Source organism: Actinoplanes sp. NPDC089786 (assembly GCF_040684855.1).
Taxonomy (GTDB): Bacteria; Actinomycetota; Actinomycetes; order Mycobacteriales; family Micromonosporaceae; genus Actinoplanes.
Map to the genome: position 1 here is coordinate 220191 of NZ_JBFBGU010000008.1, position 19069 is coordinate 239259.

At 70.2% G+C, this 19069-nt stretch carries 21 protein-coding genes and 2 pseudogenes; 13 read left to right on the top strand and 10 right to left on the bottom strand.

Annotation, left to right across the window (positions count from 1 at the left end; genetic code table 11):
• Window positions 1-18 precede the first annotated feature (18 nt).
• From AB0O15_RS24445 to AB0O15_RS24465, 5 genes are all read left to right on the top strand, one after another.
• The gene (locus tag AB0O15_RS24445) at window positions 19-1005 is read left to right on the top strand and encodes a helix-turn-helix transcriptional regulator (protein ID WP_364322500.1); all 987 of its coding nucleotides are present in this window, start codon (window positions 19-21) and stop codon (window positions 1003-1005) included.
• A gap of 59 nt (window positions 1006-1064) precedes the next feature.
• Window positions 1065-1256, top strand: coding sequence for a DUF397 domain-containing protein (locus AB0O15_RS24450; RefSeq protein WP_364322502.1), 192 nt, complete (start codon window positions 1065-1067; stop codon window positions 1254-1256).
• 184 nt (window positions 1257-1440) lie between these two features.
• Window positions 1441-1626: a DUF397 domain-containing protein gene (locus tag AB0O15_RS24455; protein WP_364322504.1), complete on the top strand. Its 186-nt coding sequence runs from the start codon at window positions 1441-1443 to the stop codon at window positions 1624-1626.
• Between the two features lie 67 nt (window positions 1627-1693).
• A complete protein-coding gene (locus AB0O15_RS24460) occupies window positions 1694-2236 on the top strand; it encodes a DUF6226 family protein (RefSeq protein WP_364322506.1) in 543 nt (180 codons plus the stop codon).
• 31 nt (window positions 2237-2267) lie between these two features.
• A complete protein-coding gene (locus AB0O15_RS24465) occupies window positions 2268-2837 on the top strand; it encodes a DinB family protein (RefSeq protein ID WP_364322508.1) in 570 nt (189 codons plus the stop codon).
• On the opposite strand, the gene AB0O15_RS24470 is transcribed toward AB0O15_RS24465, so the two are convergent.
• From AB0O15_RS24470 to AB0O15_RS24480, 3 genes are all read right to left on the bottom strand, one after another.
• A complete protein-coding gene (locus AB0O15_RS24470; protein ID WP_364322510.1) occupies window positions 2810-3985 on the bottom strand; it encodes a geranylgeranyl reductase family protein in 1176 nt (391 codons plus the stop codon). The genes AB0O15_RS24465 and AB0O15_RS24470 overlap by 28 nt on opposite strands.
• 57 nt (window positions 3986-4042) lie before the next feature.
• On the bottom strand, window positions 4043-4594 hold the full coding sequence (locus tag AB0O15_RS24475; RefSeq protein ID WP_364322511.1) for a type 1 glutamine amidotransferase domain-containing protein: 552 nt from the start codon (window positions 4592-4594) through the stop codon (window positions 4043-4045).
• Window positions 4595-4680: 86 nt separating this feature from the next.
• Entirely contained in the window at window positions 4681-5127 is a 447-nt protein-coding gene (locus tag AB0O15_RS24480; RefSeq protein WP_364322513.1) for a DUF2231 domain-containing protein, read from the bottom strand.
• 441 nt (window positions 5128-5568) lie between these two features.
• Between AB0O15_RS24480 and AB0O15_RS24485 the strand changes: the two genes are divergently transcribed.
• Window positions 5569-5979 carry a DUF6232 family protein gene (locus AB0O15_RS24485; protein ID WP_364322515.1) on the top strand — a complete coding sequence of 137 codons (411 nt, stop codon included), beginning with the start codon at window positions 5569-5571 and terminating at the stop codon, window positions 5977-5979.
• A 60-nt stretch (window positions 5980-6039) separates the two neighbouring features.
• Here the strand turns inward: AB0O15_RS24485 and AB0O15_RS24490 are convergent, their stop codons facing one another.
• The 4 genes from AB0O15_RS24490 to AB0O15_RS24505 are packed head-to-tail and all read right to left on the bottom strand — an operon-like array spanning window position 6040 to window position 9863.
• Window positions 6040-7239, bottom strand: coding sequence for an MFS transporter (locus AB0O15_RS24490; RefSeq protein ID WP_364322517.1), 1200 nt, complete (start codon window positions 7237-7239; stop codon window positions 6040-6042).
• Complete coding sequence (locus AB0O15_RS24495; RefSeq protein WP_364322519.1) at window positions 7206-8474, bottom strand: MFS transporter; 1269 nt, start codon at window positions 8472-8474, stop codon at window positions 7206-7208. The genes AB0O15_RS24490 and AB0O15_RS24495 overlap by 34 nt, the downstream gene beginning before the upstream one ends.
• Window positions 8475-8486: 12 nt before the next feature.
• The gene (locus AB0O15_RS24500; protein WP_364322521.1) at window positions 8487-8975 is read right to left on the bottom strand and encodes an NUDIX domain-containing protein; all 489 of its coding nucleotides are present in this window, start codon (window positions 8973-8975) and stop codon (window positions 8487-8489) included.
• A gap of 9 nt (window positions 8976-8984) precedes the next feature.
• Complete coding sequence (locus AB0O15_RS24505) at window positions 8985-9863, bottom strand: Ku protein (RefSeq protein ID WP_364322523.1); 879 nt, start codon at window positions 9861-9863, stop codon at window positions 8985-8987.
• Window positions 9864-9965: 102 nt separating this feature from the next.
• On the opposite strand from AB0O15_RS24505, the gene ligD (AB0O15_RS24510) reads away from it, so the two are divergent.
• Genes ligD (AB0O15_RS24510) through AB0O15_RS24525 form a run of 4 tightly spaced genes read left to right on the top strand, consistent with a single transcriptional unit; the run spans window position 9966 to window position 12611 of the window.
• Entirely contained in the window at window positions 9966-10895 is a 930-nt protein-coding gene (ligD, locus tag AB0O15_RS24510; RefSeq protein WP_364322666.1) for a non-homologous end-joining DNA ligase, read from the top strand.
• Complete coding sequence (ligD, locus tag AB0O15_RS24515; protein WP_364322525.1) at window positions 10885-11799, top strand: non-homologous end-joining DNA ligase; 915 nt, start codon at window positions 10885-10887, stop codon at window positions 11797-11799. Before ligD (AB0O15_RS24510) ends, ligD (AB0O15_RS24515) begins: the two co-directional genes overlap by 11 nt.
• 33 nt (window positions 11800-11832) lie before the next feature.
• Complete coding sequence (locus AB0O15_RS24520; RefSeq protein WP_364322527.1) at window positions 11833-12174, top strand: PadR family transcriptional regulator; 342 nt, start codon at window positions 11833-11835, stop codon at window positions 12172-12174.
• A complete protein-coding gene (locus tag AB0O15_RS24525) occupies window positions 12171-12611 on the top strand; it encodes a hypothetical protein (protein ID WP_364322529.1) in 441 nt (146 codons plus the stop codon). Before AB0O15_RS24520 ends, AB0O15_RS24525 begins: the two co-directional genes overlap by 4 nt.
• 3 nt (window positions 12612-12614) lie before the next feature.
• Here the strand turns inward: AB0O15_RS24525 and AB0O15_RS24530 are convergent, their stop codons facing one another.
• A complete protein-coding gene (locus AB0O15_RS24530; protein ID WP_364322531.1) occupies window positions 12615-14276 on the bottom strand; it encodes a DNA repair helicase XPB in 1662 nt (553 codons plus the stop codon).
• Between the two features lie 95 nt (window positions 14277-14371).
• Window positions 14372-16768, bottom strand: a complete 2397-nt coding sequence (locus AB0O15_RS24535) for a helicase-associated domain-containing protein (protein WP_364322533.1) — start codon at window positions 16766-16768, stop codon at window positions 14372-14374.
• Window positions 16769-16847: 79 nt separating this feature from the next.
• Between AB0O15_RS24535 and AB0O15_RS24540 the strand changes: the two genes are divergently transcribed.
• From AB0O15_RS24540 to AB0O15_RS24550, 3 genes and pseudogenes are all read left to right on the top strand, one after another.
• Window positions 16848-17045 carry a hypothetical protein gene (locus tag AB0O15_RS24540; RefSeq protein WP_364322535.1) on the top strand — a complete coding sequence of 66 codons (198 nt, stop codon included), beginning with the start codon at window positions 16848-16850 and terminating at the stop codon, window positions 17043-17045.
• Between the two features lie 97 nt (window positions 17046-17142).
• Window positions 17143-17778 (top strand): HAD hydrolase-like protein, encoded by a 636-nt coding sequence (locus AB0O15_RS24545; RefSeq protein ID WP_364322537.1) that lies wholly within the window; start codon window positions 17143-17145, stop codon window positions 17776-17778.
• Window positions 17779-17835: 57 nt separating this feature from the next.
• Window positions 17836-17991, top strand: a pseudogene (locus AB0O15_RS24550) (cold shock domain-containing protein); the annotation flags it as partial.
• 143 nt (window positions 17992-18134) lie between these two features.
• Here AB0O15_RS24550 and AB0O15_RS24555 read toward each other — a convergent pair.
• Window positions 18135-19008: pseudogene (locus tag AB0O15_RS24555) on the bottom strand (1,4-dihydroxy-6-naphthoate synthase).
• Window positions 19009-19069: the final 61 nt, after the last annotated feature.

A 19069-nucleotide genomic window follows, 5' to 3' on the forward strand; every position in this document is an offset into this window, starting at 1 on the left:
CAACAGGCAAGCAGCGAGGTGGCAGATTTGCTGGATCTCTTCAACGGCGAAGATGAAGGAGTCATGGCCGAGGCCGTCCCGCCACCCGTGTCGCCCACCGTCGCGCGTAGACGCGTGCGGCTGGCGCTGCGTGAGGCGCGAGAGGCCGCGAACCTGACCCAACTCGAGGTCGCTGAAGAGATGGAATGGTCTCTCAGCAAAGTCATTCGCATCGAGAATGGCGATGTCAGCATTTCACCGAATGACCTTCGGCCGTTGCTGAGTTACCTGAAGATCAAGGATCGGGCGCAAATCAGTGCGCTGATCGGTGATGCGAAAATTGCTCGATTGCGTCAGCATGTCGCGTGGTGGCAAGACGCCTCCTTCCGCGACATAAGTCCGCAGTTGCGGCAATTCTTCGAGTACGAGTCGGTCGCCGTCGCGGTCCGCACCTTCAATATCAGGTATTTCCCCGGGGCCTTGCAGCTGCCCGAGTACGCGCGTGCCCTCACCGGCCCGTTCGCGGACGAGGCGCAGCCGTTCTCGGGGGACCCGCTTTCCGCGGACCGGGTAGAGGCGGTGATCGAGGCTCGGCGGTTGCGTCGCGAGGCGATGCTGAGCCGGCTCGGGTCGATGGAGTACCGCACCGTTCTGGACCAGGGCGTGTTCCTGCGCTCGACGGGCGGTCCGGCGGTGTTCGTCAGGCAGCTTCGCGAAATGCAGCGCCTGGCGACCGAAGATCTCATCCGCATGCGGATGTTGCCCTTCGACCTCGATGTGCCCATCGCCAACAATGCCAGCTTCGATCTGCTGTCGTTGGGCGGTGTCGGGCCCGGCAATGAGGTCATGTATCGAGAGAACGGAATCACCGACGAGATCATCGAGGACAAGAACGCGACCTCGAGGCACCTGCAGCGTTTCGAACAGCTGTGGAAGGTGTCCCTCGACGAGGACGAGACTGCCTCGTTCGTGGGAGACCGAATCTCGTATCTCGAAAACATGATCAGCGCCGGTGACGACGCGTAATCTTCTTTTATATACACCCTGGCACCGAACGGTGCCCTCCTTGAACCGGAGACCACAGAGTGACTGTTGTCGAGCCGAAGTGGCTGAAGAGCTCCAGCTGCAGCGGGGGCAGCTGCGTCGAGGTTGCGAAGGTCGCGGACCAATACCTGGTCCGTGACTCGAAGAACCCGGAGACTGCGCCGCTTCACTTCACCGCTGACGAGTGGAAGGCCTTCGTGCAGGGCGTCAACGCCGGAGAGTTCCGCTTCTAGTCTTAAAAAACGGGCGTCCGGACCTCGGCTTCACGGTCGGAGACGCGGATCGGACGCCCGCAGAAAAGCGCATAGCGGTTCTTTGTCGTGAAACATCATAGAACCGTCTATTCATTCATGTTCATCGCTGCTTGATCGTCAGGGTGTCGCTTACCGTGGAACGCGGAGTCACGGAGGAGGCACGATGATCCAGTCGCAACAACAGCCGATCTGGCGCCGCAGCAGCAGGTGCCAGGGTGGTGACTGCGTTGAAGTGGCGAAGCTCGACCATCACGTTCTGGTGCGAAACTCCGCCGATCCCGAGGTCGTGGTGACGTTCACCCACGCCGAATGGGCCGCATTCCTCGACGGCGCGCGCGAGTTCCGCTGATCCCCGGGCCGGCGGACGTGTGCCGAACCTGGCCGGACGACACGCGCGCGACGGCATACTTGCTCTGATGAGAGACGGCGACGGCAAGCCTGAGGAGTACTCCCGGGTCACCAACCCGGGACGCTTCGCCATGCTGCACGACGCGGCCGAGCACGTGCTCGCCGAGCTGACCGAGCAGTTCACCGTCGAACGCCGGGAAGCGAAGGAGCCGCTCGGCGCCGAGCTCTACCGGACGGTCCGTCTGGTTCCTCGTACCCCGGCAGCAGCGCCGCTGGCGATCGCCTTCACCGACTTCCCGAGCGTGGTGCTCCGGTTCGGGCGGTGGTACGAGGAAAGCCTGCCGAACTGTGGCTGCGACGCGTGCGGGGAAGAGCCCGACGCGCTCGCCGACGCGCTGCGGGCCCAGACGTCGGCGCTGGTCGAGGGCGGTCTCTGGGAGCGGGTGCGCCGGGGCGTCGGTGGTTCGTGGTCCGAGGTGCGCCTGATCGGCCCCGACCTGAACGTCCGCCGCGAGACCCTGCTCGACACGGCCGCGGCCCGCTCGGCCCGGCGCGAGGGCTTCGCCGCGGCCGTGCAGTGGGCGCCCTGGACCCGCCGGTCGATCTCCTGAATTGTCAGACCCTGGTGATAGACCGGACCCCATGGATTGGGTACGCGCCATCGCGGTCGACCAACTCGGTTTCTACTGGGACTACACGCTCATGCCACGGTTGCGGGGCCTGAGCGACGAGGAATACCTGTGGGAGCCGGCGCCCGGCGCCTGGTCGGTGCGTCCCGACGCGGCGGGCAACCAGGTCGCCGACGGGGCGCAACCTGGCCAGGAACCCGACCCGCCCCCGGTGACCACGCTGGCCTGGCGGATCAATCACATCGCGGTGGGCTGCTTCCACACCCGGGCCAGCACGTTCTTCGGTGACGGCAGCGTGCCCGCCGACGCCGACATGTTCGACCCGCGCCACCGGCCGGTGTCGCTGCCGGCCACGGCGGTCGGCGCGATCGAGTTCCTGCAGCGGTCGTACGAATGGTGGCGTGACGGCCTGCTGTCCATGGACGCGGCGGCGTTCGAGGCGCCGCTGGGCCCCCGGGCCGCGTTCTTCGCCGAGCAGAGCATGGCCCAACTGGCGCTCCACCTGAACCGCGAGACGTTCCACCACGGCGGCGAGATCGGCCTGCTCCGCGACCTCTATCGGGCGGGCTTCGCCGCTACCTGATCGCCGTCGCCGCCGAGCAGGCCGACCGCGACCCGGATGGGGGAGCGCTGAAGGACGGCGGCCATCGACAGGTCGCCCTGGCAGAAGCTCTCGAAGGCCCGCCAGCCCATCGGCGTGGCCATCGCGGCGTGCACCAGATGACGGTGCCGCGAGAAGACGCCGAGCAGGCGGTGGCCGGCCGTCATCTCGGGGACCAGGTGCTTGCGGACCAGGGCGGGATAGCCGTCCAGCGCCCCGACGCCCTGCTCGGCGGCCCGGGCGGCCACTTCGCCGGCCCAGGCGCCGGAACGCAGGGCGTAACTGATGCCCTCGCGGGTCCACGGCTCGAGCAGGCCCGCGGCGTCGCCGGCGACCAGCACGCGGCCGCGGGTCAGCGGGGCGTCCGGCGTACGGCAGCGGGTCAGGTGGCCCGAGTCACGGCGCACGTCGCGACCGTTCAGGCCCAGCGTGGACAGGAACTTGGTCAGGTAGTCCTTGGTCTCGGCGCCCTTGCCCTTGACCATGATCACGCCGACGGTGAGCTCGTCGTCCTTGGGGAAGACCCAGCCGTACGAGCCGGGCTCGGCGCCCCAGTCGAGCTGGACCCGGCCGCGCCACGCCTCCCGGTCTTCCCGGGTCGCCGCCAGTTCCACCTCGAGGCCGAGGTCTTGCTGTTCGAAGGCGACGCCGACGTAGCGGGAGGTGACACCGGCCGAACCGTCGGCCCCGATGACCACCCGTGCCGTCAGCGAGACGCCGTCGCCGAACGTCACGGTGGCCGACTCGGCGTCCTGGTCGAGCGCGCGCACCTGGGCGTTCTGCAGCACCTTGGCGCCGGCCGACGCGGCGGCCTCGAGCAACGCGTGGTCGAACTCGTCGCGCCGGACCATGGTCAGCAGCGGCCTGGCCGACTGCCGGGTGAAGGCCCGATGACCGTCGTCGGTGAAGGTGATCGACGAGATCGAGTCGCGGCTGGGCACCTGGATGCGGGGCGCGGCCAACGCGAGCGACGCGCCGATCAGGCCGCCACCACAGGTCTTGTAACGAGGGTGTTCGGCCCGGTCGATGAGGATGGTGCGGGCACCGGCCGCGGCGGCGGCCCGCGCCGCCGCCAGCCCGGCCGGGCCGGCCCCGACGACGGCCACGTCGAAGTCCGGCTCAGCGATCACCCTGAAGAGTCTAGGACCGATGGATGTGGGGCCGGGAGACCGGCCCCACGGGCCGCATCACGCGTGCGCGGGCTGGCTGATCTGATCGAGCATCGCGTCGCAGAACGCGGGCAGATCGTCCGGTTTGCGGCTGGTGACCAGGGTGTCGTCGACGTGGACCTGCTCGTCGACCCAGGTCGCGCCGGCATTGGTCAGATCGGTGCGCAGGCTCGGCCAGCTGGTCAGCGTCCGGCCGTCGACCACGCCGGCCTCGACCAGCGTCCAGGGGCCGTGGCAGATCGCCGCCACCGGCTTGCCCGAGGTCACGAACTCGCGGACGAACCGGACCGCGTCGGCGTCGGCGCGCAGGAAGTCCGGGTTCGCCACACCGCCGGGCAGCACCAGCGCGTCGTACTCATCGGGGCTGGCGTTCTTGACCTCTTTGTCGACCGGGTAGGTGCCGGCCTTGTCCATGTGATTGACGGCCTGGATCTCGCCCGACTTGATCGACAGCAGTTCGGCCGAGCCGCCCGCGGATTCGACCGCCTTCCGCGGCTCGGTGTACTCGACCTCCTCGACGCCGTCGGTCGCCAGGAACGCCACCCGCTTGCCCTTGATCGAAGCGGTCATCTCTCCTCCTCGATTGCGCTTGTCCTACCTTCCTTGCGTGCCCGGGAGGAAAGGTGGCAAACCAGATCCGGTATGGATCCGGGAGCTCAGCTGCGGCGGGGAGCGAGCGCGGGAACCGAGCGGCGGTTGGCCAGCTCGCCGGCGAACCACGCGGCGTAGAACGAGCCGGTCAGCGCGAGAACCTCGACCGCGAGAATGCCCCAGCCGGCGACCCGGTCGGGGGACTGCATGCGCAGCATCAGGACGACCGTGAAGACGATCAGCACACCCATGTGCATCAGGTTGCGCAGGACACCCGCCCGCTTGGCCCGCCCGTTGCGGACGAACACCACGTCGATCGCGGCGGCCAGCACGACCAGGATGCCGCCGATCAGGCCGGCCAGGATGTTCCAGTAGGCGAGCTGCCCGATGATGGCGGGGGCGCCCAGGTTGTTGGCCAGGTCGAAGAGGACGGCCATCGTGAACAGTCCCAACGGGAACATGATCAGGACCGGGTGGATAGCCTCGCCGGCGATCCGGAGTCGACTTTCCATGGGTTGACCAGCCTCCCCAGCTGTTCGCGATCCAAGGTCGTCAGTGGCCGTACCCGTGCCCATCTCTGGTGAAACCCGACGTCAGGTGACTCACGCTGTCATTCTCCCCCGCGACCGCCACCGGCCCAGAGAATTCACCCGATCACGTTTGCCCAGCTCACTCTGGGTCTCTTTGGAGAGTACGCCGACTTGGCCTGTACGCAATCTGCAAGGTGGCAGGTTGATGTGTAGCGGACAGCCGGGTAGCCGTGCTGTACTACAGGCAGGCAACAGGGCGGAACTCGAAGGGAAGACAGCAAAGGCACCCGGCGGCAACCGGGTGCCTTTGTCGCCTCTGAGCTCCGTGCGGCAGTTGCAACGAGCGAGGCGGGGAATTCTCTCTGCGCCAATGGTGGCTCGCTGTTCCCTCTCCTCGCAAGGAGTCCGGGGAAGGAGTTCGCCATGCGCACCTACTACCGTGGGCCTGATGTCGTGGTGACCAGCGATTTCTTCGTCTGGCGCACCATGCCGGGGAAGATTTTCGCGATCCGCGAGCTGCACGACGTCGGCATCACGAACACCGCCGTCGACCGCAGCCGGCCGCCCACCGTCCAGACCGCCACCGGTTCGGTGGCCCTCGCCGTGGCCATCTGGCCCGTGGTCGAGACCCCCGCGATGATCGCGCTGGGCCTGCTGGCCATCAGCATCCCGGGCATCGCCGTCCACGCCTGGTGGCGTTGTCGTCCGCGCCTCTGGGAACTGCACGCGACCTACCGCGGCGACGGCGTGATCCTCTTCGCGAGCACCAACGCCCAGGTGTTCAACCAGGTCGCCCGGGCGCTACGCCGAGCGATCGAGGAGTGGAACGACTGACGCGAACACGGATGCCCGGGTTGCGACGCCCGGGCATCCGGGCATCGGTCGGTGACGCCGTCAGTTCTTGCGGGTGGGGTCGAGGGGGCGGATCACCGAGGCGACCATCAGCGAGACGGCCAGCAGGGCGGCCACGGCGATCAGGCCTTTCTGGACGGTGATGTGGTCGCCCAGGAAGCCGATCAGTGGGGGGCCGCCCAGGAAGGCGCAGTAGCCGACCGAGGCGACCACGCTCACCCGGGCCGCGGCTCGGGCCGGATCGTCGGCGGCGGCGCTCATGCCGACCGGGAAGCCCAGGGAGGTGCCCAGGCCCCAGAGCAGGGCGCCGGCGACGGCGATCGGCAGGGCGGTGCCGAAGACGAACAGGGCCAGGCCGGCCAGGGCGATCAGGGCCAGGACGCGGACCACCGGGACCCGGCCGTAGCGGTCGAGCAGGCCGGGGCCGAACCAGCGGCCCACCGTCATCGCGGCCAGGAAGATGGCGTAGGTCAGGGTGCCGCTGGTGACGGCCCCGCCGTAGTCGTCGATGACGGCCACCGCGATCCAGTCCACGCCGGTGCCCTCGGCGAAGGCGAAGGCCAGCACGAACAGGCCGACCAGCAGGGTGCGGGGCTCGATCCAGGCGGCCAGGACGGACGGCTTCGGGCCGGCGGCCGGGTCGGCGGCGGAGACGGGATCGGTGTCGGGCACGAAGCCGCGGACGGCCGCGATCACACAGGCGGCGATGACCAGGCCGAAGAAGATCAGGTGGGCCGTGACCGAGATGTCCAGGGCGAGCGTGGCGGTGCCGGTCAGGGCGCCGGCCACCGTACCCACGCTGAAGCCCGCGTGGAACCGGGACATGATCGACCGGCGGAGCTTCTGCTCGACCACCGCGCCCTGGACGTTCATCGCCACGTCCCAGGCGCCCTGGGCGAAGCCGAACCCGAAGAGCGAGATGACCACGGGTACGACGCCGAGGTGGTAGCCCAGCGCGATGCCGGTCATCGAGACGCAGAGGACGACGGCCATCGCGGTGATCGTGAGCCGCGAGCCGAACCGGGTGACGATCGTGCCGGCCAGCGGCAGCGCGACGATCGAGCCGCACGCGATGGCCAGCAGCACCAGGCCCAGCCGGCTCGGTGTGAGGTCGAGGCCGTCGCGGACCTGCGGGATCCGGGTGGCCCAGCTGGACATGGCCCAGCCCGAGCCGATGAACGCGACGTAGACGGCCCGCGTCGCGGCCCTCACCCGGGTGTCGTCGTGGACCGTGCCAGCCATGCCTCGTCCTCCGCCTTCTTGCGCGCGATGCCGTCCTTGCCGTCGTACCGGACGAACTTGGGCAACAGGGCGGCCAGGACGGCCGTACCCACGATGCAGAGCACCCCACCCACCCAGATCGAGCCGGCCACGCCCAGACCGGTCCGGGCCATCGCCCCGGACCGGACCTGACCGAGCAGCGGACCGGTGGTGTACGACAGCATCTCGATGCCGGCCAGCCGCCCGCGCAGGTGGTCGGGGATGGTCTGACTCCAGATGATCGCCCGGAAGATGCCCGAGATCATGTCGGACGCACCGGCGAAGGCCAGGCAGAACAGGGTGAGCCAGAGCCAGTCGGACAGGCCCGCGCCGACGATGCCGAGGCCCCAGCAGGCGGCCGCGACGACCACCATCAGTCCGTGCCGGTGCACCCGGCCCGACCAGCGTGAGGTGAGCGTGGCCAGCATCGACCCGGCGGCCGGGGCGGCGTACAGCAGACCGAGGATCTTGGGCCCGCCGAGCTGGTTGGCCAGGAACGGGTAGAGCGCCTGCGGCATGCCGAAGAACATCGCGTTGACGTCGATCAGGTAGGTGCCGAGCAGCTCGGGGCGGCTCCGGGCGTAACGCAGGCCGGTGGCCACCGAACGCAGCGACGGGCGGTCGGCGTCGCCGGGCGGCGGCACCGCCCGGACCAGCGTGATGCAGACCAGCGACACCGCGAAGGTGAGCAGGTCGAACGCGTACACCCAGGCCAGGTCGATGGTGGCGATCAGGATGCCGGCCAGCGCCGGGCCGGCCAGCTGGGCCACGTTGTACTGCAGCGACTGGAGCGACATGGTGGCCGGGATCTGCTCGGGCTCGACCAGCCGGGGGATCATCGCGTCCAGGGCGGGCCGGGCCAGCCCGCCGAACGTCGCGGCGAGCGCGGCCACCACGTACAGCAGCCAGAGGTGGGGCTCGTCGGACAGGGCGTTGAGCAGGAGCACGCCGCACAGGGCGGTCTGGGCGATCTCGGCCAGCCGGACCAGCAGCTTGCGGTCCACGAAGTCGGCCAGCGCCCCGCCGACGAAGCTCATCACGATCAGCGGGACCAGCTCGCAGACGCCGAGCAGGCCGACCATCAGCGGGTCGTTGGTGATCGCGGCGACCTGGAACGGGATCGTGACGTAGGTGATGAACGACCCGAAACCCGACACCGCGCCGGCCGTGAACATCAGCCGGAAGTCGCGGGACGTGCGGAGGGGCGAGAGATCCATTCCCAGCATGGGCTACTTGAGCACCAGCCGGCCGGTCGACTCGAACGTGGCCAGGTCGGCCAGGGTCTCCTCGATGATGAACGACCGTTCGCCGGGCAGCGCGTCCAGCGGGAAGAAGCCGGCGTCGATCGTCTCGTCGGTCGCCTTGAGCAGCTCACCCTCCCAGGTGTGGATCCGGAAGGCCATCAGGATCTGCTGGTACGCGTGCCCGTAGTCGTTGACGAACTGCGCCCGCGAGTAGAAGGCGAACGGGGTCAGCGACGTCGCGGTGAGACCGGTCTCCTCCCAGGTCTCGCGGATCGCGCACTCCTCCATGCTCTCGCCCAGCTCCATCGCGCCGGCCGGGATGGCCCAGCGATGGTTGTCGGAGCGCTGGATCAGCAACAGACGGTTCTGGTCGTCGATGATGACACCGCGTGAGGCGACGAAGAGCAGCCGCTCGTCGTCGCCGGCGAAGGCCCGCTGACGGCCCAGGTATGACTCAGCCCAAGACAATCCCACGCCGCAAGATTAAGCGGACTTCTTGGCGGCGCGCTTGGCCGGAGCGGCCTTCTTGGCGGCGGTCTTCTTGGCCGCGGTCTTTTTCGCCGGAGCGGCCTTCGGAGCTTCACCGCGGGCCGCCTTGGCCCGCTCGACGCTGGCCTTGAGCGCGGCCATCAGGTCGACCGCGGCGGCCGGCTCCTCGTCGGCCTCCTCGGGCGCGACCACCTCGCGGCCCTCGACCTTGGCGTCGATGACCTCCTGGAGCGCGGCCCGGTAGTTGTCGGTGAACTCCTCGGGCTTGAAGCTGCCGGCCATCGAGTCGATCAGCGAGCTCGCCATGGCCAGCTCGGCCGGCCGGGTCTCGATGTCTTCGTCGAGGAAGCCGAAGTCGACGCCGCGGACCTCGTCGGGCCAGAGCATCGTGTTGAGGACCAGCACGTCGTCGCGGACCCGGAGGGTGGCGAGCTGTTCCCGCTGGCGGATGGCGATCTTCACGATGGCCACCCGGTCGGCGTCCTGGAGGGCGTCGCGGAGCAGCACGTACGGCTTGGCCGCCTGGCCCTCGGGCTCGAGGTAGTACGCCTTGGCGAACATGATCGGGTCGATCTCGTCGGCCGGCACGAACTGCAGCACGTCGATCGCCCGGGACGTGGTCAGCGGCAGGTCGGCGAAGTCGTCGTCGGTGAGAATGACCATCTCGCCGCCGCCGATGTCGTAGCCCTTGGCGATGTCGTCGTAGGTCACCTCCTCGCCGTCGACCGAGCAGGTGCGCTTGTACTTGATCCGGCCGCCATCGGTGCGGTGCACCTGATGGAACCGGATGTCCTTCTCCTCGGTCGCGGAATAGAGCTTCACGGCGATCGACACCAGGCCGAACGAGACCGCGCCTTTCCAGATCGCACGCATGTCTGCCACCTAACCTGTTTGCGCTGCTCGGATCAAGGATGGCAGCCCGCCGAAGCTGACGTAAGTGCTTATGGTGATCAGGTGCCGGCCCCGCTGTCCCCGATGCTCGCGACGCCGGGCCCGCTGCCGCGCGGGCCCGGCTGGAGCTACGAGTTCAAGTGGGACGGCGTCCGGGTGATCGCGGCCTGCGGGCAGGAGCCGCCCCGGCTGTACGCGCGGTCGGGCACCACGGTGACCATCGCATATCCGGAAATAGCATCTTTACGGCTGCCGCCGGACACGCTTCTGGACGGCGAGATGGTGGTGATGGACGCGCGTGGCGTGCCGTCGTTCACCGCGCTGGCCGAGCGGATGCACGTCCGGGACCGGAACAAGGCGGCCTCGCTGGCGGCGACGCTGCCGGTCACGTACATGATCTTCGACCTGCTCCGGCTGAACGGCGAGGACCTCAAGAAGCAGCCGTACGCGGTCCGCCGCGAACTGCTCGAGGATCTGGACCTGGCCGGCCGGAACTGGATGGTCCCGCCGGTCTTCACCGACGGCGAGGCGACCTCGGCCGCGGCCCGGGAGTACCGGCTGGAGGGCGTGGTTGCCAAGCGGGTGGGCACGCCGTACACGCCGGGGCTGCGGTCGCCGGACTGGGTCAAGGTGAAGTTCGAGCACACCGGCGACTACGTGATCGGCGGGTGGCGGACCGGGGCGCGGCGGCTGGGCGGCCTGCTGGTCGGCTCGCCCGGGCCGGACGGCCGGCTGCGCTATCGCGGCCGGGTCGGCGGCGGGATCAGCGGCGCGTCGGAGCGGGAACTGCTCGAGGTGCTCGCCCCGATCGCCGCCGAGAAGTCGCCGTTCCCGGCCGGGGCGGTGCCACGGGAGGATGCGCGCGGCGCGCACTGGGTACGTCCCGATCTGGTGGTCGAGGTCCGCTACGGCAACCGCACGCCGGACGGCCGGCTGCGGTTCCCTCGATTCCTGCGGCTGCGCCCGGACAAGGGTCCGGCCGACTGCTACGAGGAGGATGACGATGGCTCCTGAGCAGCGCAAGACGTACCCGGTCACGATCGAGGGCCGGGACCTGGAGCTGTCCAACCTGGACAAGGTGATGTATCCGGCCGCCGGGTTCACCAAGGGTGAGGTCATCGACTACTACACGCGGCTGGCCCCGCTCCTGCTGCCGCACCTGGAGGGCCGGGCGCTGACCCGGATCCGCTTCCCCAACGGCGTGGACGGCGCGCATTTCTTCGAGAAGAACAAGCCGGGGGGTACGCCGGACTGGGTGCACACCGAGCGTCTGCCGGTGCCCGGGTCGACCAAGTCCCGGGAGACGATCGACTTCGTCGTGGTGGACGACCTCGCGACCCTGGTCTGGGTGGCCAACCTGGCGTCGCTGGAGCTGCACACGCCGCAGTGGCGGGTCGGCGAGAACCCGGACCTGATGGTGGTCGACCTCGACCCGGGCGCGCCGGCCGGGCTGCAGGAGTGCTGCGGGGTGGCGGTGCTGATGCGCGACCGGCTGGAGGCGGACGGGGTGGCCGCGTACCCGAAGACCTCGGGCAAGAAGGGCATGCAGTTGTGCTGCCCGATCTCCGGTGAGCAGGACGCCGAGGAGGTCTCGCTCTACGCCAAGAAGGTGGCCGAGGAGCTGGCCGCGATGGTGCCCAGGTCGATCACCGCGAAGATGGCCAAGAACCTGCGGCCGGGCAAGATCTTCATCGACTGGAGCCAGAACGCCGCGGCCAAGACCACGGTCGCGCCCTACTCGCTGCGGGCCCAGCCCGCGCCCACCGTGTCGACGCCGCTGACCTGGGAAGAGGTCGAGGCGATGGGTACGGGTGACGCGGAGGCGCGCCAGTTCGAGGCGGATGAGGTGCTGGAGCGGGTCGACGAGTTCGGCGACCTGCTCGCGCCGCTGCTGGAGCGTGGCCCACAGCTGCCCTAGGCGTACCTTGCGTCGCAAGGTACCGTGTCACGCATGACCGACGTCGCCCAGCTCGCCAGCAGTCTGCGCCGCGGAACCCTGGAGTTCTGCGTCCTGGCCATGGTCGAGCGGGAAGACATCTACGGCACCGAGATCGTCCGCCGGCTCGGTGAGGAGCGCAGCCTCGCCAGCACCGAGGGCACGATCTACCCGCTGCTGTCCCGGCTGCGCCGGGTGGGCTGGCTGAACAGCAAGTGGAGCGAGTCGCCGGCCGGGCCGCCCCGGCGGTACTACTCGCTCACCGACAGCGGGCGGGCGGCGCTGAGCGCCTTCCGCGCCGAGTGGACGTCGTTCCGGCAGACCGTCGACCGACTCGTAGGGACCGGTGGGGCATGAGCATTCAGAAGACCGATGTGGTGGGCGAATACCTGCGTGAGGTCGAGCTGCGGCTGAGCGGGCTGCCGCTGCTGCAGCGCCACGAGCTGCTGGCCGACCTCTCGGCGCACATCGAGACCGCCCGTGAGCGGGGCGCGTATTCGGACAGCGAGATGATCGAGGTGCTCCAGCGGCTGGGCAGCCCCGAGGCGATCGCGGCCGCCGCCTACTGGGAGGCGGGGCCGCAGCCGCCGCGGGCGACGCCCACACCGCCGCCGCCGGTGCCACGAGGCGGCGTTCCCCCCTGGGTGATCTTCATGATCACCGGGATCTTCGTGGTCTTCCTGCTGGGACTTGGCGCGGCGGTGGCCATGGTCCGGGTGAGCGACGCGCCCGCGCCCGCCCAGGACATGGTGGAGCAGGCCCCGGTCAAGCCGGACCCGCTGCCGACCCGCTAGCGGTCAGTCGATCTGCGGCAGCGGCGGGCCGAGCACGTCGTCGGCGTCCACAATGGTGTACGCGTAACCCTGCTCGGCCAGGAACCGCTGCCGGTGTGCGGCGTACTCGGTGTCGATGGTGTCCCGGGACACCACGGTGTAGAAATGCGCCTGCCGCCCGTCCGCCTTGGGCCGCAATACCCGGCCGAGCCGCTGCGCCTCCTCCTGGCGTGACCCGAACGTGCCGGACACCTGGATCGCCACCGCCGCCTCGGGCAGGTCGATGGAGAAGTTGCCGACCTTCGACAGCACCAGCGTGCGCAGCTCACCGGAGCGGAACGCGTCGAACAGCCGCTCCCGCTCCTTGTTCGTGGTCGAGCCCTGGATGATCGGGGCGTCGAGGTATTCGCCGAGCTGGTGCAGTTGGTCGAGGAAGCCGCCGATGACCAGCACCTGCTCGTCCGGGTGTCGATTGACCAGGGCGCGGACCACGGGCAGCTTGGTGCGGGCGGTGGCCGCCACCCGGTAGCGCTCCTCGGCGTCGGTCACCGCGTACGCCATCCGCTCGGCCTCGGTCAACGTGACCCGCACCTCGGTGCACAGGGCGGGCGCGATCCAGCCCTGCGCCTCGATGTCCTTCCACGGCGCGTCGTAGCGCTTCGGGCCGATCAGCGAGAACACGTCGCCCTCGCGGCCGTCCTCGCGCACCAGCGTCGCGGTCAGCCCGAGCCGGCGGCGGGCCTGCAGGTCGGCGGTGAACCGGAAGATCGGCGCCGGGAGCAGATGCACCTCGTCGTAGATGACCAGGCCCCAGTCGCGGGCGCCGAACAGGTCGAGGTGGGTGAACGCGCCGCCACGCCGCGAGGTGAGCACCTGGTACGTCGCGATGGTGACCGGGCGGATCTCCTTGCGCTCGCCGCTGTACTCACCGATCTCGTCCTCGGTCAGCGACGTGCGGGCGACCAGCTCACGCTTCCACTGCCGGCCGGCCACCGTGTTGGTGACCAGAATCAGCGTGGTCGCCTTGGCGGTCGCCATCGCCGCCGCGCCCACCAGCGTCTTGCCGGCGCCACAGGGCAGCACGACCACGCCGGAGCCGCCGGCCCAGAAGCCGTCGACGGCCTCCTGCTGGTACGACCGCAGGGTCCAGCCGTTTTCGGCCAGCGCGATCTCGTGGGCCTCGCCGTCCACATACCCGGCCAGGTCTTCGGCCGGCCAGCCCAGCTTGAGCAGCGCCTGCTTGAGGCGGCCCCGCTCGGAGGCGTGCACCATGATCGTCTCGTCGTCGATCCGGGCGCCGAGCATGCCGGCCAGCTTCTTGCTCTTCGCCACCTCGATCAGCACGATCTTATCGAGGCCGCGGAGCACCAGGCCGTGCCCGGGGTCGTTGACCAGCTGGAGCCGGCCGTACCGGTCCATCGTCTCGGCCACGTCGACCAGCAGGGCGTGGGGCACCGGGTAGCGCGAGAACTTGATCAGCGCGTCGACCACGCCCTCGGCGTCGTGCCCGGCGGCCCGCGCGTTCCACAGGCCGAGCGGGGTCAGGCGGTAGGTGTGCACGTGCTCCGGGCTGCGCTCCAGCTCGGCGAACGGCGCGATGGCCATCCGGCAGGCCTGGGCATCCGGGTGGTCGACCTCGAGGAGCAGGGTCTTGTCGGACTGGACGATCAATGGTCCGCCGCTCACTTAGCAGCCTCTCCACTGGGTGTTGAAAAAGACCCTCCAGTCTGACACGCCGTCCTCGGCCCCGCCGCCGCCCATAGACCGGACCAAAAACATTTTTATTGCTCCTCGGGTACGGCTGCGGTGATGCGATGCAGGGCGAACGTGTGCAGCGTCTCGGTCCGGTCGTCCTCGGCGCGCAGATAGCCCGCGCTCACCGACACCGGACGGACCAGCCTGGACAGCGTCGCGCCGTGCGAGTCGACGTACCCGACCCAGACCCGCGTCTTCTCACGCACCGCCTTCTCGAGCATCGCCATCGCCTGGCTGTGAGCCTGCACCGCGGTCAGGCCGGGCACCCCCGCCCCGGTCGAGGCGCGCACGCTCACCGGCGCGCGGCGGGCCGCGCGGGTCGCGATGTCGCCCTTGCGGATCTGTTCGACCACCCCGGCCAGGCGGGGCCCGGCCAGCTGCGGGGCGCCGGCCTGGTGGTCGGCCAGCCTCACCGAGAAGGGGGTACGCGACGGAGCGCGCCGAACCTTCGGCCGGCTGAGCACCGCCGACCCGCCCGCGTCCTCGGCGACCGGCGCGTAACCGGCATCTCGCAACGCGCCCAGCAGCCGGCTCACCTGATGGGGGCTGACCAGCACGGTCGGCGCCAGCCGGCGCAGGCCCAGCGTGCTCAGCCGCTTGTCGGCCAGCACCTCGGCCACCAACGCCTCGTCGTCGCTGCGCAGGTAGCCGCCGGCCGAACCGGCCCGCAGACCGCCGTGCTTGCGGGCGGCGTCGTCGATCAGATAGGTCAGCGCCTGCGGCACCGGCGTCCGCGACCGGCGCCGGAACAGCGCGTGCACGTCGGTGGCGGAATACCCGACGTCGAGCGCCCGCCGCACGCTGGCCGCGGTCACCCGGCGCATCGCCGCCGACTCCTTCTCGGTCAGCACGTCGAGCTCGGTGGCCAGCTCGGGCTCGGGCGGGCCGGGAACCACGACCGACAGGTCGGCCTGCACCAGCACGTGGTCGACCGGGGCGGGCAGCAGACCGTCGAGCGCGCGGACGGTGTCGGTGGCCGGTTCCGCGCCCAGCGGGTCGCCGTCCTCGGGGTCGAGAAGCAGGCGGGCGTACGAGGTGAGCGCGTTCCGCCCGGTCACCCCGAGCAGGGCGGCGTTGTCCAGGGCGTCCCGGTGCACCGCCTCGCGGCCCCGGGCCCGGCGTGGCGCCTGCCAGAACAGTAGTCCCAGCACGTCCTCGACCGGCGGCGCGGTGCCGGTGGGCAGCGCGGCCAGAGCCATCAGGGCCTCTCGCCGGGCCTGTGGCGCCGCCGGCCGCTCGGCCTCGGGGGAGAGCGCGGTGATCGGGCGGTCGCGTTCGTCGCGCTGCCCGACCAGACCGGACTGCCGGGTCATCATCAGCCACGCGCGGGCCAGGGCGGTCCAGCGCTGGGCGATGCTCTGCGCCTTCCACAGGTCGTAGGCGCCGGTGGGCAGGAAGATCTCGTCGCCGCCGCCGGCCAGGGACCGGCCGTTGCCGCTGCGGTCGGCCTCGCCGAGCAGACCGGTCGCGTGGGCCACCTCGAGCATCAGGGCCGCGGTCGGCTCGTCGACGTTCACCTCGCGGACCAGCCGCTTCAGGTCACGGACGCCCAGCCCGCCCGCCTTGAGCACCGGCGCCGGATCGGCGGCCAGCGCCTCCAGCAGGTTCTCGGTCGTGCGTACCGCCTCGAGGGCCTGCCCCGCGCCGGCCGCGTCCACCGCCTTGCCGTCCCGCACCGGGGTCTCGGGCGCCGGCGGACAGGGCCGGAGCAGCCCCAGCGGCCCGGTCTCGCGGCGCAGCAGCATGCCCACCTCGCGAGGCAGCTCGACCAGCTCGCCGTCCGGCCGCGGCGACCGGCCCGCCTCGGACACCCGAACCAGCAGGTGGTGATCGATCAGCCAGCGCACCGGCTCGGACACCACGCCGTCATGGGCGCTGCGGCCGCCCAGCGCGCCGATCGGGGGGCCCGCGGCCAGCCGGTCGAGCACCTTGCGGGCGTCCGGCGTGGCCTCCATCACGGTGCGGCGCAGCTTGGCCCGGTCGAGGCAGAGCCCGGCCGCCGACGGATCGAGGTAGTCGGCCGGCCGGCCCAGGCCCGCCGGGTACGGCGACGTCACCTCGTCCACGGCGCCGACGATCTGCAGCGCGTCTTCTGGCCCGTGCAGCAGGAAGCGGGCCCGGAGCCGGCCGATGGCCACCCGAACGTCGTCCGGCGGCGCCGACGCGGCCAGCTCGACGATCGCATCCGTCGAGGTCAGCGCGGTTTCCGGCGCCCGGCTGAGGCGCGCGGCATCGAGGATGGTCAGGGTGAACTCGTCCAGCGAGTCCAGGCAGCGTGCCACCGAACCCCGGGATTGTGCGCGCACGGCCAGTGCGGACACGTCCGAAGGCACCGGCACGACGAGGTCGGGGCGCAGCTGGATCAGCGCGCCCAGGGCCTCATCGGGCAGGGACCGGAGTTGATCGGCGAATGTCGTGGCCATCCCTTCCACGTTACTGGCCATGGGACGATGGTGGCGGGTCCAGCGTGGGCCCGATGTCGATCCTCGAGGGGGCAGTGGCGTGGAAGCACATCCGAAGGTGCCGGGCACCGAGGTGCGGGAGGGCGGTCCGAGCCGCGCCCGGTCGCCGAAGGAAGGCCACCTGGCCATCTCCGAGATCACGGCCGACAAGCCGGCGGCGCCCTCGCCGTTCGGTGACGACCAGACCTTCCCCCTGCCGGTCGACCAGCTGACCTACACCCCGACCCTGACTCCGTGAGCCAACGGGAAGCTGAGCTGCTTTCGTCATGCCCTTCTGGCCCTCGCCTGCGAGGCCGTTGTGAGGTGCGGCTGAGTGCCGCTCGGTGCAGTCGGTCATGACAGTCGGGTTCGACCTGGACATGACCCTGATCGACTCCCGGCCCGGCATCGCGGCGGCCTACCGGGCGCTGAGCGCGAAGACCGGTGTCCACGTCGACGCCGACCTCGCGGTCACCCGGCTCGGGCCGCCGCTGCGCACCGAGCTGCGCGAGTGGTTCCCGCCCGAGCAGGTGGAAGAGGCGGTCACCACCTACCGCGCGCTCTACCCGGCGTACGCGATCGAACCGGCCCTGCCCACCCCCGGCGCCGCCGCCGCGCTGAACGCCGTGCGCGCCCACGGCCTGCGCGTGGTCGTGGTCACCTCCAAGCTGGGCCGGCTGGCCGAGCTGCACCTCGACCACCTCGGCCTGGCCTACGACGAACTGGCCGGCGACCTCTTCGCCGAGGGAAAGGCCGCGGCGCTCACCGAGCACGGGGTCCGGTGGTATGTGGGTGACCACACGGGTGACATGGTCGCCGCCCGCACAGCGGGCATTCCGGGCATCGGCGTGGCGACCGGACCGTGCTCCGCCGCTGATCTCCGGGCCGCCGGGGCCACCTACGTGCTCCCCGACCTGACCGGTTTCCCCGCCCTCCTGGACGAGATAACGGTTGGGAGTCGGACCGACACCTTGGATAGCCTGGAGACGTAGTTCTCCCCCCGGCGAAATTCTTGATGTGAGTTGAGGTCAGCGGTGCCCACGGGTCGAGTGAAGTGGTACGACGCGGCGAAGGGATTCGGGTTCGTCACCAGCGATGAGGGCGGCGACGTGTTCCTGCCCAAGGGCGCGCTCCCGGCCGGAACCGAAGAGTTGAGGACCGGTCAGCGGGTCGAGTTCGGCGTGGTCGACAGCCGAAAGGGCGCCCAGGCGCTGGGCCTGAAGGTGTTGGACGCGCCGCCGTCCATGGCCGAGCTGCGGCGCCGGCCGGTCGACGAACTGCACGGCATGGTCGAGGACATGATCAAGATCCTCGAGGCGAAGGTGCAGCCCGACCTGCGCCGTGGGCGTTACCCGGACAAGCGGTCGGCCCAGAAGATCGCGCAGCTCGTCCACGCGGTGGCCAAGGAACTAGAGGGCTAGGCCCCGGGTCGCGGGCGTGATTCCCGCCGCCGCCGCACGCCCCAGCAGGGCGTCGGCGGCGGCCAAACCCTCCTGGCCCAGGTCCAGCGTGAACTCGTTCACATACAGGTCGATGTGCTGCTTGACCACCTCGGGCTCCATCTCCTGGGCATTGGCCAGCACGAACTCTTCGCTCGCGGTCGGGTCGGCCCAGGCCATGCTCACCGACCGGCGGATCCACTCGGTGGCCTCGGCCGGATCGACGACGCCACGCTTGGCCAGGATGGCGCCCAGCGGAATGGGCAGGCCGGTGTCACGTTCCCACCACTCGCCCAGGTCTTGGATGGCGGTCAGGCCGAAGCGCGGGTAGGTGAACCGGGCCTCGTGGATGACCAGGCCGGCGTCGTAGGTGCCGTCGGCCACGCCGGGCATGATCTCGTGGAACGGGACGACCTCGATGTTCGCGGGCGGGCGGCCGGCCGACCAGAGGCGGAACAGCAGGTAGGCCGTGGTCCGGTCGCCGGGCACGGCCACCGTGGCGCCGGCCAGGTCTTCACGGCCGTTCGTCAGCACGAGCGGGCCACAGCCCCGGCCCAGCGCGCCGCCGCAGGGGAGCAGCTGGTAGTCGTCGAGCAGCCATGGCAGCGCGGCGTAGCTGACCTTGACCAGGTCGTATTCGCCCTTCTCGGCGGCGGTGTTGGTGACGTCGACGTCGGCGAAGGTGAGGTCGATGGGTGGGGCGCCCTGGACTCTGCCGTGGACCAGTGCGTGGAAGACGAACGTGTCGTTCGGACAGGGGGAGACTGCCAAGGAGAGGGCCACGTTCGCGACCGTAGTCCTGTTTTTCCTGGGTCTCCTGGGTCTGTCTGCAACGCCACACTCT